The 14763-nt window shown below is 57.7% G+C and carries 14 protein-coding genes; 4 read left to right on the top strand and 10 right to left on the bottom strand.

What is annotated here, in order from left to right; translation table 11 throughout:
* Positions 1–142 precede the first annotated feature (142 nt).
* Genes glpA through glpC form a run of 3 tightly spaced genes read left to right on the top strand, consistent with a single transcriptional unit; the run spans position 143 to position 4198 of the window.
* Positions 143–1765 carry an anaerobic glycerol-3-phosphate dehydrogenase subunit A gene (gene glpA / locus ACUY4S_RS07675; protein WP_312688028.1) on the top strand — a complete coding sequence of 541 codons (1623 nt, stop codon included), beginning with the start codon at positions 143–145 and terminating at the stop codon, positions 1763–1765.
* A complete protein-coding gene (glpB, locus tag ACUY4S_RS07670; protein WP_458022900.1) occupies positions 1755–3011 on the top strand; it encodes a glycerol-3-phosphate dehydrogenase subunit GlpB in 1257 nt (418 codons plus the stop codon). The genes glpA and glpB overlap by 11 nt, the downstream gene beginning before the upstream one ends.
* Positions 3008–4198: an anaerobic glycerol-3-phosphate dehydrogenase subunit GlpC gene (gene glpC / locus ACUY4S_RS07665; RefSeq protein ID WP_312688034.1), complete on the top strand. Its 1191-nt coding sequence runs from the start codon at positions 3008–3010 to the stop codon at positions 4196–4198. Before glpB ends, glpC begins: the two co-directional genes overlap by 4 nt.
* A 40-nt stretch (positions 4199–4238) precedes the next feature.
* Here glpC and ACUY4S_RS07660 read toward each other — a convergent pair whose 3' ends face one another.
* Together ACUY4S_RS07660 and ACUY4S_RS07655 are read right to left on the bottom strand one after the other, a co-directional pair.
* Complete coding sequence (locus ACUY4S_RS07660; protein ID WP_312688228.1) at positions 4239–5438, bottom strand: nicotinamide mononucleotide deamidase-related protein YfaY; 1200 nt, start codon at positions 5436–5438, stop codon at positions 4239–4241.
* 95 nt (positions 5439–5533) lie between these two features.
* Positions 5534–6076, bottom strand: a complete 543-nt coding sequence (locus ACUY4S_RS07655; protein ID WP_312688035.1) for a YfaZ family outer membrane protein — start codon at positions 6074–6076, stop codon at positions 5534–5536.
* Between the two features lie 172 nt (positions 6077–6248).
* On the opposite strand from ACUY4S_RS07655, the gene nudI reads away from it, so the two are divergent.
* Positions 6249–6674, top strand: a complete 426-nt coding sequence (gene nudI, locus ACUY4S_RS07650) for a nucleoside triphosphatase NudI (RefSeq protein WP_312688038.1) — start codon at positions 6249–6251, stop codon at positions 6672–6674.
* A 113-nt stretch (positions 6675–6787) separates the two neighbouring features.
* On the opposite strand, the gene menE is transcribed toward nudI, so the two are convergent.
* The 8 genes from menE to ACUY4S_RS07610 all read right to left on the bottom strand — a co-directional run bounded on the left by menE (position 6788) and on the right by ACUY4S_RS07610 (position 14693).
* The gene (gene menE / locus ACUY4S_RS07645) at positions 6788–8155 is read right to left on the bottom strand and encodes an o-succinylbenzoate--CoA ligase (RefSeq protein ID WP_312688041.1); all 1368 of its coding nucleotides are present in this window, start codon (positions 8153–8155) and stop codon (positions 6788–6790) included.
* Positions 8152–9117 carry an o-succinylbenzoate synthase gene (menC, locus tag ACUY4S_RS07640; RefSeq protein ID WP_312688044.1) on the bottom strand — a complete coding sequence of 322 codons (966 nt, stop codon included), beginning with the start codon at positions 9115–9117 and terminating at the stop codon, positions 8152–8154. Before menC ends, menE begins: the two co-directional genes overlap by 4 nt.
* Positions 9117–9974 (bottom strand): 1,4-dihydroxy-2-naphthoyl-CoA synthase, encoded by an 858-nt coding sequence (menB, locus tag ACUY4S_RS07635; protein WP_312688046.1) that lies wholly within the window; start codon positions 9972–9974, stop codon positions 9117–9119. Before menB ends, menC begins: the two co-directional genes overlap by 1 nt.
* Positions 9971–10747: a 2-succinyl-6-hydroxy-2,4-cyclohexadiene-1-carboxylate synthase gene (gene menH / locus ACUY4S_RS07630; RefSeq protein WP_458022901.1), complete on the bottom strand. Its 777-nt coding sequence runs from the start codon at positions 10745–10747 to the stop codon at positions 9971–9973. Before menH ends, menB begins: the two co-directional genes overlap by 4 nt.
* Positions 10744–12414, bottom strand: coding sequence for a 2-succinyl-5-enolpyruvyl-6-hydroxy-3-cyclohexene-1-carboxylic-acid synthase (gene menD, locus ACUY4S_RS07625; protein ID WP_458022902.1), 1671 nt, complete (start codon positions 12412–12414; stop codon positions 10744–10746). Before menD ends, menH begins: the two co-directional genes overlap by 4 nt.
* Positions 12415–12485: 71 nt before the next feature.
* Positions 12486–13781, bottom strand: a complete 1296-nt coding sequence (gene menF / locus ACUY4S_RS07620) for an isochorismate synthase MenF (RefSeq protein WP_312688054.1) — start codon at positions 13779–13781, stop codon at positions 12486–12488.
* Positions 13782–13868: 87 nt separating this feature from the next.
* On the bottom strand, positions 13869–14174 hold the full coding sequence (gene elaB / locus ACUY4S_RS07615) for a stress response protein ElaB (protein WP_312688057.1): 306 nt from the start codon (positions 14172–14174) through the stop codon (positions 13869–13871).
* 57 nt (positions 14175–14231) lie between these two features.
* Positions 14232–14693 (bottom strand): GNAT family N-acetyltransferase, encoded by a 462-nt coding sequence (locus ACUY4S_RS07610; RefSeq protein WP_458022903.1) that lies wholly within the window; start codon positions 14691–14693, stop codon positions 14232–14234.
* Positions 14694–14763 lie beyond the last annotated feature (70 nt).

Here is a 14763-nt window from a genome sequence, read left to right as displayed (position 1 = left end):
AGAAATATGACAAAAGTCTAAAAACACGCATGAAAGCGCGTTTCACTTTCGTTTTTTGTTCGAATATGCGCGATATCAAACAAACCACAGCAAGAGTGTGGCTAAATGGTCGTTAAAGAACGTCGAACAAAAGGACGCGACCATGCGCAATTCCAGTGACTACGATGTGATCATAATTGGTGGCGGCGCGACGGGGGCCGGTATCGCTCGTGACTGTGCCCTGCGTGGCCTGCGTGCCGTGCTGCTTGAACGCCATGACATTGCGACCGGCGCAACGGGCCGTAACCACGGTCTGCTGCACAGCGGCGCGCGTTACGCCGTGACCGACAACGAGTCGGCGCGCGAATGTATCGCCGAGAACCACATCCTCAAACGCATCGCCCGCCATTGTATCGAGCCGACCGACGGCTTGTTTATTACCCTGCCTGAAGATGACTTAGCGTGGCAGCGCCAGTTTATTGATGCCTGTCAGCTGGCCGGCATTCCGGCACAGGCCATTTCACCGCAGGAGGCCCGGCGCATAGAACCGAGCGTCAATCCGGCACTGACAGGCGCAGTGCGCGTTCCGGATGGCACTGTCGATCCGTTCCGCCTGACAGCAAGCAATATGCTGGATGCACGCGAACATGGCGCAACTATCCTGACCGGCCACGAAGTCTGCGGGTTGCTACGCCATGGTGACACGGTGAGCGGCGTACACATTCGTCATGCCGCCAGCGGCGAGACACAAACACTGCATGCGCCAGTGGTGGTAAATGCCGCCGGGATCTGGGGCCAGCGCATTGCCGAATACGCCGATTTGCGTATTCGCATGTTCCCGGCAAAAGGCGCGCTATTAATTCTCGATCACCGCATTAACCAACATGTAATCAACCGCTGCCGCAAACCCGCCGATGCTGACATTCTGGTGCCTGGCGATACCATATCGCTGATTGGTACCACATCGACCCATATTGATTACAACGATATTGATAACGTTCGCGTTACGCCAGAAGAGGTCGACATTCTGTTGCGCGAAGGCGAAAAACTGGCACCAGTGATGGGACAGACGCGAATTTTGCGCGCCTATGCCGGGGTACGCCCGCTGGTGGCCAGCGATGACGACCCGAGCGGACGCAATGTCAGCCGGGGAATTGTGCTGCTGGATCATGCCGCCCGCGACGGGCTGGAAGGCTTTATCACTATCACTGGCGGCAAACTGATGACCTACCGCTTGATGGCAGAATGGGCAACCGACGCGGTCTGCCGCAAACTAAATCATACTCGCGCCTGCACCACCGCCAGTGCTCCGCTGCCTGGCTCCAAAGACCCCGCCGAACAGGCACTGCGCAAAATTATCTCTCTGCCTACGCCGTTGCGCGGTTCTGCCGTGTACCGCCACGGCGATCGCACCCCGGTCTGGCTCGGTACGACCCGGCATAACCGCAGCCTGGTCTGCGAGTGCGAGGCGGTCACTGCGGGCGAAGTGCAATACGCGGTAGAAAACCTCAATGTACATTCCCTGCTCGACTTACGTCGCCGCACCCGCGTCGGCATGGGCACCTGTCAGGGGGAACTGTGTGCCTGCCGTGCCGCCGGGCTGTTGAACCGCCTGCATGTGACCACGGAGCGCGAATCCCTGACACAACTGGCCGATTTTCTTAACGAGCGCTGGAAAGGTGTCAAACCTGTCGCCTGGGGCGATGCACTGCGCGAAAGCGAATTTACCCGTTGGGTTTATCAGGGATTGTGCGGTCTGGAGAAGGAAACAGAAGATGAGATTTGATACGGTCATTATCGGCGGCGGGCTTGCCGGGCTACTGTGCGGGATCCGTCTGAGCGAAAGTGGGCAACGCTGCGCGATTGTCAGCCGCGGCCAAAGCGCGCTGGGCTTCTCCTCAGGTTCTCTCGATCTGCTCTCGCACCTGCCAGACGGTCAACCGGTGAGCGATGTCGCTGCCGCCATCACACAGCTGGAGCAGCACTTCACCGCACACCCCTATGCGCTGCTGGGGGCAAATCGCGTGCTGAATTATGCCCGCCAGGCGCAAACACTGCTGGCAGACTGTGGCCTGCGACTGCAGGGCGATGCGGAGACGCCCCATCAGCGCGTGACGCCGCTGGGGACGTTTCGCCGGGCCTGGCTCAGCCCACAAGAGGTGCCGTTAAAACCCGAAACGACACTGCGCACAGGTGTGGTCGGCATTAGCGGTTTTCTTGATTTCCAGCCGCAACTGGCTGCCGCGACGCTGCGCAAACGGGGTATTGATGCCCATGCTGAAGAGATTGAACTGCCTGCGCTCGACACCCTGCGTGATAACCCCAGCGAGTTTCGGGCCGCGAACATTGCCCGTCAACTGGACACAGCAGAGCACTACACCCCGCTATACCAGGCGTTACGCCCGCTCAGCGAGCAGTATCAGGCGCTCTGGCTGCCCGCCTGTTTTGGCCTGATGGATAGCATCGTATTTGATCGACTGAATCAGCAACTGGCTTGCCCCCTGCGTCTACTGCCCACCCTGCCGCCGTCGGTACCCGGCCTGCGTATGCAGCACCTGTTACAACAACGTTTTGTCCAGAGCGGTGGCAGCTGGATGCCCGGTGATGAGGTGATCCGTGCCGATATCAGCGGGGATCAGGTAACGCAACTGTGGACGCGCAAGCACGAAGATATCCCGCTGCGCGCACGCCATATCGTGCTCGCCAGCGGCAGTTTCTTCAGTAATGGCCTGATTGCCAGCCGTGACCGGGTACGCGAATCGGTGTTTGATCTGGACGTTTTGCAAAGTGACAACCGCAGCGACTGGTATGGCGATGATGTATTTGCCTGCCAGCCGTGGCATCAGTTTGGTGTTCAGACCAACGCCCGGCTTAATGGGTTACGTCATGGCCGTGCGTTAAGCAATTTATACGTCATTGGATCGGTATTAGGTGGGTTCGATCCCATCACCCAGGGGTGTGGCGGCGGCGTTTGCGCGGTAACCGCGCTGCATGCGGCACAGCAGATTACCGATCAGGGAGGCGAACAATGAGCTCGACTCAGTTTGAAAGCTGCATCAAATGTACCGTCTGCACAACCGTCTGCCCGGTCAGCCGGGTGAATCCGGCTTATCCTGGCCCGAAACAGGCCGGTCCGGATGGCGAGCGGCTACGCCTGAAAGACGCAGCGTTATATGACGAGGCGCTTAAATATTGTACCAACTGCAAACGCTGCGAAACGGCGTGCCCGTCCGGGGTAAAAATTGGCGATATCATTCAGCGCGCACGAGCACAGTATGCAGAGAAACCGCTGTCGGTGCGTAATGCGATCCTCAGCCATACCGATCTGATGGGCTCACTTTCTACGCCGCTGGCGCCACTGGTGAATACCGCGACGGCGCTGAAACCAGTGCGGCAGTTACTCGACAAAGCCCTGAAAATTGATCACCACCGCACTCTGCCGAAATATTCTCACGGCACCTTCCGCCGCTGGTATCGCAGCGTTGCCGGGCAACAGCGCGCATTTCCCCAGCAGGTGGCGTTTTTTCACGGCTGCTACGTGAATTACAACCATCCGCAACTGGGCAAAGATCTACTACGAGTGCTGAATAATATGGGCATTGGAGTACAACTGCTGGAGCGGGAAAAATGCTGCGGGGTTCCGCTGATCGCCAACGGCTTTTTTAGTAAGGCCAAAAAGCAGGCACAATTCAACGTCAAGTCACTGGAACAGGCGATTGGCTCAGAAGGTTTGCCAGTGATTGCCACCTCGTCAACCTGTGCATTTACCCTTCGCGATGAGTATCCGCATTTGCTGGATGTTGATAACAGCCATCTGCGGTCGCATATCGACCTGGCGACACGCTGGATCTGGCGCATGCTGGATGAAGGGCGCACGCTCAGCCTGAAAGAGACACCGTTAAAAGTGGTCTATCACACCCCCTGCCATATGGAAAAAATGGGCTGGACACACTACACGCTGGAGCTGTTACGCCGTATCCCCGGTCTGGAGCTGACCGTGCTGGATTCACGCTGCTGCGGCATTGCCGGAACTTACGGTTTTAAGAGCGAGAATTACCCGACTTCCCAGGCGATTGGCGCGCCGCTATTTGCGCAAATCGAAGCCAGCGGCGCAGATCTGGTGGTAACGGATTGTGAAACCTGCAAATGGCAAATTGAGATGTCCACCAGCAAACGTTGCGAACACCCGATTACGCTATTAGCGCAGGCATTAATTTGACGTACTGAGATCCGCCGGGCGGACGCCCGGCGTAATAGGGCTACTCAACTGACAGGGTTTCCACCACATTGATCCAGCCGTGATCGCTGGTAATGTCTTTCCCTTCAAGCCAGCGGCGCAGGATATTGAGCGCCATCATCGCGCAGACTTCCTGGCGCACCGCCAGCGCATGGCGATTGGTGCTGAATTTTACCCGTAACGCACGGGTACCTTGCGGCGTGGCCAGCGCAAAATTCAGGTGATCGTCCTCAAGGCCCGTCACCGTCAGCGCCAGCCCGGCAAGGTGCCGGTTACGCAACTCGGTGGTCCAGCGCGCGCTTTGCGCCAGCGCTTCAGACTGTGAGGGCAGCACTTCACTCGCCAACAGCGGCGCACCGGCGCGCGAAAGCTGTAACGCCACCAGACCGCCGGTGAATTGCTCGCTCAGCGTGAGGCTCAACTGGCGCTCGCGCAGACGCGCGGCAAGCACCGCTGGCAAACCGACAGTCCCTTCAAAAATCAGGCTTTCACCGGCGACGCGCTGCACTTCCGGCCATAGCGCTTCCATTGCCGCGCGCTGCTCTGCCGGGCCAGTCAGCTTCAATTCAATGATTGGCATTGAGGAGCGATAACCCATCACCACGCCCGGAGGCAACTGCAGGTGCGCCAGGCTCTGGGCCAGATCGCTTTCAGAGCGGCCAAAGGTGGTCAGGCGCAGGCATACCGGCGGCTGCGGCAGCGTAAAACGTGCCCGCAAACGTGGCAGGATCTCCTGCTCAACCATCACTTTGAATTCCGATGGTACACCGGGGGTGAAAAACATCAGACAGCGGTTAAGTTGTAGCGCAAAACCGCAGGCAGTTCCGACTGGATTATCAACCAGTTCGGCGCTGGCGGGGATCTCAGCCTGTTTGCGATTGCTCGGTGCCATCACCCGGCCACGCTCGCTGAAAAAGCGCTCCATCTGTGCCAGCCACGCTTCATGCAGCACCAGACTTTCGCCCTTCGCAGTTGCTGCCGCCAGTGCGCTCAGATCATCGCTGGTCGGCCCCAGACCACCATTCACAATCAGCACATCCGCATGCTCGCTGCGTTCACGCAGAATACGGACTAAATCGTCGAGGTTATCACCCACCGTGTTCCGGCGCGTTAATGGCAATCCCTGATTAAAGAAAAAATCTGCCAGCCAGGCTGCGTTGGTGTCCACAATCTGCCCATGCAACACTTCATCGCCGGTAGACAACATCTCTACGTTTAACATCATCAACTCCTGTAATAGAGGTTGAGACACTATAACGCATACGCAGATGAAAAGAGGAAAGAAACTGGCGCGGTCGAACGCCGCGCCGGGAGAAATTAGAAGCTTGCGCTCACGCCAACATAGGGGCCGTCGGCAACCACGTTATCGCGATGCCCTTCTTTACCCGTCATGTCGATATAGCGATAGCCTGCTTCAACAGTCAGCGGGCGCATAATGGTGTAACGCGCGCCTGCATTGGCTTCCTGATAATCTTTTACGCCGCTGGAGAGCGAATCCGGCGAGTAGTAGTATTCGCCAAAGATGCTGAAGCTGCTGGCAATGTGCCACTGCAGACCGCCACCGACTGCGAGAGCATAACCTTCGCTGCCGACATCCGGATTCAGGTAGACCGCTTTACCGCCAACGGTGGCGAGAAATGGCCCCAGCGGCAGGTTGTAACCCAGCCCCAGACCGGCAATATCACCATCATCTTCGCTATGCGCCCAGTTACCACTTACGGCAATCCCACTGGTTTCGGTACCAAAACCAAAGCCCAGGTTGGTGTAATCTTTCCCCACCTGACCGCTCAGACTGACGGCCTGCGCTCCGGCTGAGGCCAGCAACAGGCTGGCTAAACTCAATACAGCAATTTTTTTCATTTCTGATTTTCCGCACATAACGGGCCAATGCCCAAAAGCCCCTGATTGTACGCTTATTTTTATGCAAGAAGAATGAATAAAAGACGCGAATAATATACCTGTCATCAATTAATCCACGCGCCACGAGTGATATAACATTCGTTCGGCTATTCACTATTTTAAGGAAAAGAAGATGCGACAACGGACCATCGTTTGCCCGCTAATTCAGAACGACGGGGCTTATCTGCTCTGTAAGATGGCCAACGATCGGGGTGTTTTTCCTGGTCAATGGGCTTTGTCCGGCGGCGGCGTGGAACCCGGCGAGCGTATTGAAGAGGCACTGCGACGCGAAATCCGCGAAGAGTTAGGCGATAAATTGCAGTTGAGCGCTATTACCCCGTGGACGTTTCGTGACGATATTCGCGTGAAGACTTATGCCGATGGTACACATGAGCAAATCTATATGATTTACCTGATATTTGATTGCATCAGCGTCAACCGTGACATCGCGATTAATGAGGAGTTTGACGAGTACGCATGGGTCAGGCCGGCCGACCTGCATCGGTACGATTTGAACGAAGCCACCCGCCAGACGCTGAAAATGAAAGGCTTACTGTAACCTCGGATCAGAGGCCAGTTTCAGCGGCTGGCCTGTTTGAACATTGCCGGGAAGTCCTGGTAAGCGCCAGCACCGAACCGGGTCGATGCCGTCATATCATCCGTGATAAATAATCACACCTTCAGCCAGGCATTGACCCACTGCTGCAACGCACGGCGGGAAATCTTGATGCCGCCGTTTTTCAGTTCTGCTGGTAACACGAGCCAGTGCAAAGGATGCTGAAAACGGGCCAGCTTATCGGCGATCCAGCTGGGGAATAGCGAAATATCGGCGCCCTCTTCGCACTCCAGTACCGCCACCGGTCGCTGCCCGAACTCGGCATCATCTACCGGCACCACAAACACCTGGCGCACCTGAGAATGCGTGGCGATAACCCGCTCCACCTCTTCTGGCTGAATACCTTCGCCACCGCTAAAGAAGAGGTTATCCAGCCGACCGCGAACGGCCAGCCGACCTGCATCCAGCGATCCGCGATCGCGTGTGGCAAACCAACCTTCGCTGTTTACCAGCGGCACGAGTTCGCCATTGCGCCAGTAACCTGCGGCCATGCTGGCACCACGCAGCCATACCTCTTCATTGACAATTTTCACCTCCCGACCGGGCAAGGCATACCCCACATCTGCAGCACCATCGGCTTCTTTGGCACACACTGTCGAGGCAAATTCCGTCAGGCCATAACCGCACCAGCAACGAATACCGCGCTGGCGCGCCTGCTGCGTCAGCGCTACCGGAATCGCCGCGCCGCCAAGCAACACCGCTTTCAGCGCGATCGGCACATCACCGTTCAGCAAACGCCACAACTGCGTTGGCACCAGCGAGGCATGTGTGCAGCCCGCCAGCGCCTGCTCCAGCGGCTGTTTCTCACGCACGGTTATGCGCGCGCCAGCCAGTAACCAGCGCCACAGTATTCCCTGCCCGGAAACATGAAACAGCGGCAGCGAGAGCAACCAGTCATCCTCCCCGGTAAACGGGATCAGCGACAGTACACCTTGCGCGCTGGCGAGGTGCGCAGCGCCAGTGTGGACCGCCGCTTTCGGTAAGCCGGTGGAGCCGGATGTGAGCGTCATCGATACCAGCCGCTGCGGTTGCCAGGTAACGGCGTAGGTGCCGGCGACACCCTCCTGTCGCAGTGCCGTTAGCGTGCTGACGGTGTTTTGCCCGTCAGGCTCAAGCGCAAAGCGAAGCGTCAACTGTGGTAAAAGTGCGTTCAGTAACGCCGCAGGCAGTTGCGGATTGACGGGTAAAATGCGCGCGCCACATTGCAATAATGCCAGCCACGTCAGTAAAGTTTGCGGATGATTACGGGCGCGCAGCATGACGCCATCGCCCTCACTGACTCCCTGTCGGGCAAAGCCTGCCGCCAGCGCATCCACCCGTTCACACAGCTCGCGCCAGTTCAGGGTTTGTTCATCAAGACGGATTGCTGCCTGGTCACCGCGCAGAGTACGCCAGTGTCGCCAGGGCCAGTCAGTAAACATCATAGTAAAGGTTCCAGCACATCGGTTTGCAGACAAGGAAGATCGCTGTCCGGCCAGCGGCGAATCAGTTGCGCTTTCATTAAATGCAGGGTGTCGAGTCCTGGCACGGTGCCCGGCGTTAACCAGGCGGCGATGCGCGCCAGTTGGGTGAGCCCCAGGCTCGACTCAATCGAAGAGCTGATTACCACTGTCAGCCCCAGCGCTTTAGCTGCGGCGACCTGCTGCTGCACGTGCTGCAAACTGCCGGTCAGCATCGGTTTGATTACCACCGCGCCCACGCCTTCCTGCGCTTCAAAGCGGAAATCCGCATCACGCAGGCTTTCATCCCAGGCAATGGTGATCCCCGTTTCTCGGGCAAAGGCCAGCGAGTCCTCGCGAGACCTACAAGGCTCTTCGATAAACGCGATGCGCGATCGATGCTGAGGATGAACGTACTTCGCAAACTGCTGCGCTTTTAGCGGCGTCCAGGCGCGGTTGGCATCCAGACGCAACTGTAAATCCGTTATCGACTCCAGCAGCAGATTAACCACCATGCCATCGCGCACAGCTTCATATAACCCGACTTTCACTTTTGCCAGCTTGTCCCCCGGCAGCGCAGCAAGCGCGGCAAACAGCTCATCCGGATCGCCTGCACACAACATGGCTGCGCGGTAGTCGGCCTGCTGCGGCAGTTCATTCTGCAGCTCAGCCAACGCACAACTCAGGCCAAACGCAGCCGAGGGTGGCGCTGGCAGCGCCAGCTCCTGACCTTCGCGCCAGGCCCGCGCCCACGCGACCACGAGGGGCTGCACATCGTCCAGCGTCTCCGGGCTAAAACCCGGCAACGGGGAAACCTCCCCCCAGCCGTGGCGCTCGCCGTCCTGCAAATGGACGAACAGACCGTCGCGGGTTTTCAGCCGCCGATCGCGCAATACCACGCCCGCGTCGAGGGGGATTTGCCAGCGGTAAACCTGCGCCTGCCGCATTATGGATTCCGTTTGAATTTGCTGAAGTCAGGCTGGCGTTTCTGGTTGAACGCGTTACGGCCTTCCTGACCCTCTTCCGTCATGTAGAACAGCATGGTGGCATTGCCCGCCAGTTCTTGCAGACCAGCCTGACCATCACAGTCGGCATTCAGTGCCGCTTTCAGACAGCGCAGCGCCATCGGGCTGTTTTGCAGCATTTCGCGGCACCAGCGGACAGTCTCTTTCTCCAGTTCCTGAACCGGCACCACGGTATTGACCAGCCCCATATCCAGCGCCTGTTGCGCATCGTACTGGCGGCACAGGAACCAGATTTCCCGTGCTTTTTTCTGGCCAACGATGCGCGCCATATAAGACGCACCCCAGCCACCATCGAAAGAACCGACTTTTGGCCCGGTTTGGCCGAAAATCGCGTTTTCTGCCGCAATGGTCAGGTCACACATCATATGCAGCACGTGACCACCGCCAATCGAGTAACCCGCCACCATGGCGACCACCGGTTTCGGACAGGTGCGGATCTGACGCTGGAAATCCAGCACATTAAGATGATGTACACCGGTATCATCCTGGTAACCGCCGTAATCGCCGCGGACTTTCTGGTCGCCGCCCGCGCAGAAGGCTTTTTCCCCTTCGCCGGTCAGAATGATCACCCCGACGTTATCGTCGTAGCGTGCATCAGAGAGCGCATCGATCATCTCTTTCACGGTCAACGGGCGGAAGGCGTTGCGCACCTGCGGACGGTTAATGGTGATTTTGGCGATCCCATCGGCGGATTTATGGTAACGAATATCGGTGTAGCCTTCGGAACAGTCACGCCATTCAACCGGCGCGTAAAGCATGCTTTCTTCTGGATAGATCATAGTGTGTCCTTTATCTCAAGACGCAGAATTCGCGCCAGGGCAGTGGCAACGTCGACGGGGTTTTCCCGGTGCGCGTTGTGCCCGGCGGCAGGAATGGCGTGACAGTGGCGCGAGACTTGCGTCGCCAGCGCAGCAAATTTACTGTCGTATTCACCGTATAAATAATGAACAGGAAATGAAACCGCACGCAGTGCGGCACGAAGATCCGGTTGACGCGCCAGCGACGTGGCTTCCAGCATAGCGGCGAGCGTTGCGCCGTTATTCTGACTGCGCAACGCCACCAGGGCTGCGCGTTGTGTTTCGCTGAGCGAAGCAAAAACCGGCTGGCGATACCAGGCATCAAAAACCTCAGCCAGCGATTGCTGGCGAAAACGTGTCGCCCACTCTCTGTCGGCAGCTTCTCGCGCATTGCGGGCAGCAGACTCTGCCAGGCCTGGATGCCCCCCCTCCACCACCAGTCCCTGTAAACCGGTCGGCTGCTGGCAGGCGTGAAACATCGCTACGCGAGCGCCAAGCGAGTAACCCACCAGCCAGTACTCCGCAATGCCGTAGTGCTTCAGCGTGGCCAGAAGCAACGCATCCATGTCCGCAAATGCAGAAATGGCAATGCCCGCCGAGCCGCCATGGCCGGGGAGATCAAGGTACAACCGGGGAAACTCCGCCAGCGTCTGCCCCACCTCTTGCCATTCGCAGAGATCGCCGGAAAAACCGTGCAAAAATACCAGCCACGGCTGTAGACGACGGCCCGCACAGCGTTGACCCTTTAAAATCACAGCTTGCTTACCTGCGCTAAAAGGTTCTGTAAGGTCTGCGCGCCGTCAGTGCTATTCACCACCAGTTCGATCACCGTGGTTTCGGCCTTACTCCAGGCACCAGACAGCGCCTCATTCAGCTGCTCCCAGTTATCCGGGCAGTGGTAGCTCAGGCCGAACATCGCCGCTGCGTGTTCAAAATGCACATGCTGCGGCATCAGATAAAAGTGTTCGCGCTCAGCAGGCGGCGTGGGCAACAGCGAAAAAATCTGCCCGCCATTATTATTCACCACCAGCAACACAAACGGTGCGGACACCTGACGCAGCAGCGATAACGCGTTCAAATCGTACAGCGCAGAGAGATCGCCAACGATCGCCAGCGTTGGGCGGGCACTGGCACGCTGCACCCCAGCAGCCGTCGAGAGCAGGCCATCAATGCCGCTCGCGCCACGGTTGCTGTACACCGGGTAGCCTACAGGCAATTGCCCGAGCGCATCCACCAGACGAACCACCAGACTGTTACCGAGGAAAACCTGCCCCTGCTGCGGCAGAAAATCAGCAATGCGGTGGGCCAGTTGCGCCTCACCGAATGTATCGCGCAGTTCGCTGACGCGGGCCCATGCCTGAGCGGAAAGTTGCGGGATTGCACTACACCAGGGGGCGCGCGGCTCCGCCGGATGCTGTTCCAGCCATGCAGAAACATTGGCAACCAGGCGGCGGCCACGATGATGAGCGGGATCGAGCCGGCCCGGCAGGCTGTCAATCAGCCAGTATTCTTGCGGCTCGCACGTCGCCTGCCACTGCAACAGGCGCTTGCCGGTGAGACTGCTGCCAAACTGCACGACAATTTGCGCCTGCTGCAGTTCAGTGACGGCCTGGGCGTTGCCCAGCCACAGGTCGGCGCACGGCAAGGGTTGCCCGGTTTGTGAAAGCGCGTCGCCAATCAGCGGCCAGCCAAGGGTTTTCGCCCACTCCGCCAGTTGCCGACCTTCCGCCGCGCTCATGCGCCCGGCAACGACAACACCGCGTTTTTGCCGCCAGAAAAACCAGTCGCGCTGTGTTTCGAAACCCTGAGCTTGTGGTGCGTACAACCAGGGTTTCGTATCCTGCCACCAGTCTCCCAGCGCCTGCTGCCATTGCAGACCGGTATCATCCATTTCGCCGTATAAGGGTTCTGCAAACGGGCAATTGATATGCACCGCGCCACTGTGTAATGACCCCAACACATTATCAATCGCAGACACCAGCCAGCGTGCCGGAATATCCTGCGAGGGACGCGGCAGCGACAGCGATTCGCCAGGGTGAGAGGCAAACATACCAGGTTGGCGAATCGCCTGATTGGCCCCGCAGTCGATCAGTTCCGGCGGGCGATCGGCAGTCAACAGGATCAGTTTTTCGCCGGTAAGTCCGGCCTCAATCACAGCCGGATAAAGGTTGGCCACCGCCGTACCGGAAGTGACAATGATCGCCACTGGCTGCTTGCTGACTTTTGCCAGCCCCAGCGCCAGATGGCCTAACCCGCGCTCATCAAAATGGGTGTGATGAATAAACGCGCGGTTATCCGCCGCAGCCAGGGTTAAGGGAGTGGAACGGGAGCCTGGAGCAATGCACACATGCCTGACGCCATGGCGAGTGAGGGCTTCGAGGATCACCGTCGCCCAGCGTCGGTTAAATGAACTTATCGACATGAGTTTGTCCGGTATCAATATTGCGACTCAGTATAAATAATCGAAAACTGCGGGTTTTTGATATGGGTCGGTTATGTGTGCGTAAGTAATAATAATGATCGCAAACCTGCCGCTTTATTTTCGATTTCCTGCCACTCCTGTTCAGCATCAGAGCCCGGCACAATTCCCGCTCCGGCGTAAAGGCGTACCGTTGCATCGTTGATTCTCGCCGAGCGCAACGCCACGCAGAACTCGCTTTGCTCACGGGACAGGTATCCCGCTGAGCCGGCATACCACTCCCGGGTGAAAGGTTCGAACTGTTGAATAAACGCCCAGGCGTCGCGTCGTGGCAAGCCGGCAACGGCTGCCGTAGGTTGTAGCAGCGTCAGGCAAAGCGCATCGTCAGGGGTCTGTAAATCGGTCCAGATGCAGCGACGCAAATGTTGCACCTTACGGAGCCGGACAACCTGCGGAGGTAGCACATCCAGCGCACCGGTTTGCCGTTGCAAACGCTGGCAGATATCCTCCACGACCAGCATATTTTCCCGCTGGTTTTTATCATCATTCATCAGCCACTCGGCGAGACGCTGAGCCTGCTGGTCATCTTCATGGTTGGCTACCGTGCCCGCCAGCGCTTCAGTGCGCAATGCGTTGCCACGGCGACGCCACAACCGCTCCGGCGAGGAGCCGAGAAACGCATTCTGCGCATTGAAGGCGTACATAAAATGAAAACAGTCGTGATTCAGACGGCGGCTGGCAGCCATCAGTGCTGCAGGATGCACCGGCGCGGCAAAGTAATAATCGGTGGCTCGGGCAAGCACGACTTTGTCCAGCTCTGCGCTATTGAGCGTGCGTAGCGCCTGCGCGATAAGCTCGCGCCACCCTTGCCGATCGGGAAAATGCTGCTGTTGCAGGCAGGTTTGCTCCACTGCCGCCAGCGGTTTTGCCGCCACCAGCGTCTCAAGAAACGCCTTTGCGTTGACGGCATCGTCCGATAAGGCACTGTCGCTGAAAAGATAGAGGCGCAGCGTCGCACGCCCGCCCTCGCGTCGCCACTCCAGACGCGGTAAGAACAGTGCGCCTTGCTGCGGGTTAAACGCGTTCAGCCCCCAAATGCGGATAGCGCCAGGATGTTGCTGAAGAAATTGCTGGGCAAGCGGCAATGAAGAGAACGGGCATAGCGCGCCAAGAGCGGCGGCTTCATCATCGCCGTTACGCTGTTGCCAGTAAAATTGAGGGAACACCGGCTGACTGGCAAGCCATGCCAGCGGGTCGAAAGCATCATTTAACGGGAAAGGGACATCAAAAAAACGCAAGCCGGGCGAAGCAGGAAGATCGTCGGCCAGCTGGCTGCGCAACGCGTCCAGCGCGGAGGAAATGGAATTCATGCGAACCCCTCCCTGTTAAAAAACACATAGTATACAAGGTACTTAGCGCAATAACAGTACCCCTTTCCAGGGAGGGGATGTGAGGCGTTAGCGGCGGGCTAACAGCAGACCAAGAACCAGGCCTACCGCAGCACCCGCGCCAATACCTTGCCACGGTTTTTCATGCACATAATCATCGGCACGGTAGACCGCTTTTTTGGCGCGATAATAGTAAGTGTCGGAAGCACTGCTTACACGGTTTTTCACCTCATGTAGCGCCTGTTCGGCACGGGCTTTCAGTTCAATATACTTCTGATCAGCAGGGTCGCCTGAGGAGCGGAGCACTTCTTCCAGCGTTTCGCTCAGCAGGGTCAGGTCGTCATCAATGTGTGAATCATAAGAATGATATGACATCTCTTTTCTCCATGTTATGCACCTGTTTGCCCGCTAACTATAGACAATAGCTGCCGGTTACGCCTGATGCGCCTCGCGCGCCATGCCGATATGGGGAATGCCATCCTCGTCGTAGACATCGGTCACGGGCAGGAAACCAAAATGGCGGTAAAACAGTTGCAGATGCGCCTGCGCACCCAGATATAGCGCGTGCTGCGGCCAGTTTTCTTCACAAGAGCGTACCGCACGTTCCATCAGCTGATGGCCCAGTTTTTCGCCCCGTACCTGCGCACTGACAATCACTCGCCCAATCACCACCGGTGACAAATCATCGTCACTTTTCAGAATCCTCGCATACGCCACCAGTTGGTCATCCTTCCAGCCAAGGATGTGGCGGTTTTCGCCAATCAGGTCGTCGCCGTCAATATCCAGATAGGGGCAGGTCTGTTCAACAACAAACACTTCGCAGCGCAGTTTCAATAGCGCGTACAGTTCGGCAACGGTTAATTCACTGTGGTGAAGGTCCTGCCAGCGGATCATATTTCTTCTCCTGATTTATCCTGACCTCGTTATACTAAATTTTTTGATAATCAGGCAAAGGACCGGGTCG

The sequence above is a fragment of the Kosakonia beeri genome (genome assembly GCF_054165705.1).
This window is presented reverse-complemented; position numbering and strand designations above follow the sequence as displayed.

What these genes read in the sequence shown, in the direction of transcription:
- glpA (WP_312688028.1), top strand. Translation starts at nt 143, where the DNA reads ATGCGCAATTCCAGTGACTACGATGTGATCATAATTGGTGGCGGCGCG.
- glpB (WP_458022900.1), top strand. Translation starts at nt 1,755, where the DNA reads ATGAGATTTGATACGGTCATTATCGGCGGCGGGCTTGCCGGGCTACTG.
- glpC (WP_312688034.1), top strand. Translation starts at nt 3,008, where the DNA reads ATGAGCTCGACTCAGTTTGAAAGCTGCATCAAATGTACCGTCTGCACA.
- ACUY4S_RS07660 (WP_312688228.1), bottom strand. Translation starts at nt 5,438, where the DNA reads ATGTTAAACGTAGAGATGTTGTCTACCGGCGATGAAGTGTTGCATGGG.
- ACUY4S_RS07655 (WP_312688035.1), bottom strand. Translation starts at nt 6,076, where the DNA reads ATGAAAAAAATTGCTGTATTGAGTTTAGCCAGCCTGTTGCTGGCCTCA.
- nudI (WP_312688038.1), top strand. Translation starts at nt 6,249, where the DNA reads ATGCGACAACGGACCATCGTTTGCCCGCTAATTCAGAACGACGGGGCT.
- menE (WP_312688041.1), bottom strand. Translation starts at nt 8,155, where the DNA reads ATGATGTTTACTGACTGGCCCTGGCGACACTGGCGTACTCTGCGCGGT.
- menC (WP_312688044.1), bottom strand. Translation starts at nt 9,117, where the DNA reads ATGCGGCAGGCGCAGGTTTACCGCTGGCAAATCCCCCTCGACGCGGGC.
- menB (WP_312688046.1), bottom strand. Translation starts at nt 9,974, where the DNA reads ATGATCTATCCAGAAGAAAGCATGCTTTACGCGCCGGTTGAATGGCGT.
- menD (WP_458022902.1), bottom strand. Translation starts at nt 12,414, where the DNA reads ATGTCGATAAGTTCATTTAACCGACGCTGGGCGACGGTGATCCTCGAA.
- menF (WP_312688054.1), bottom strand. Translation starts at nt 13,781, where the DNA reads ATGAATTCCATTTCCTCCGCGCTGGACGCGTTGCGCAGCCAGCTGGCC.
- elaB (WP_312688057.1), bottom strand. Translation starts at nt 14,174, where the DNA reads ATGTCATATCATTCTTATGATTCACACATTGATGACGACCTGACCCTG.
- ACUY4S_RS07610 (WP_458022903.1), bottom strand. Translation starts at nt 14,693, where the DNA reads ATGATCCGCTGGCAGGACCTTCACCACAGTGAATTAACCGTTGCCGAA.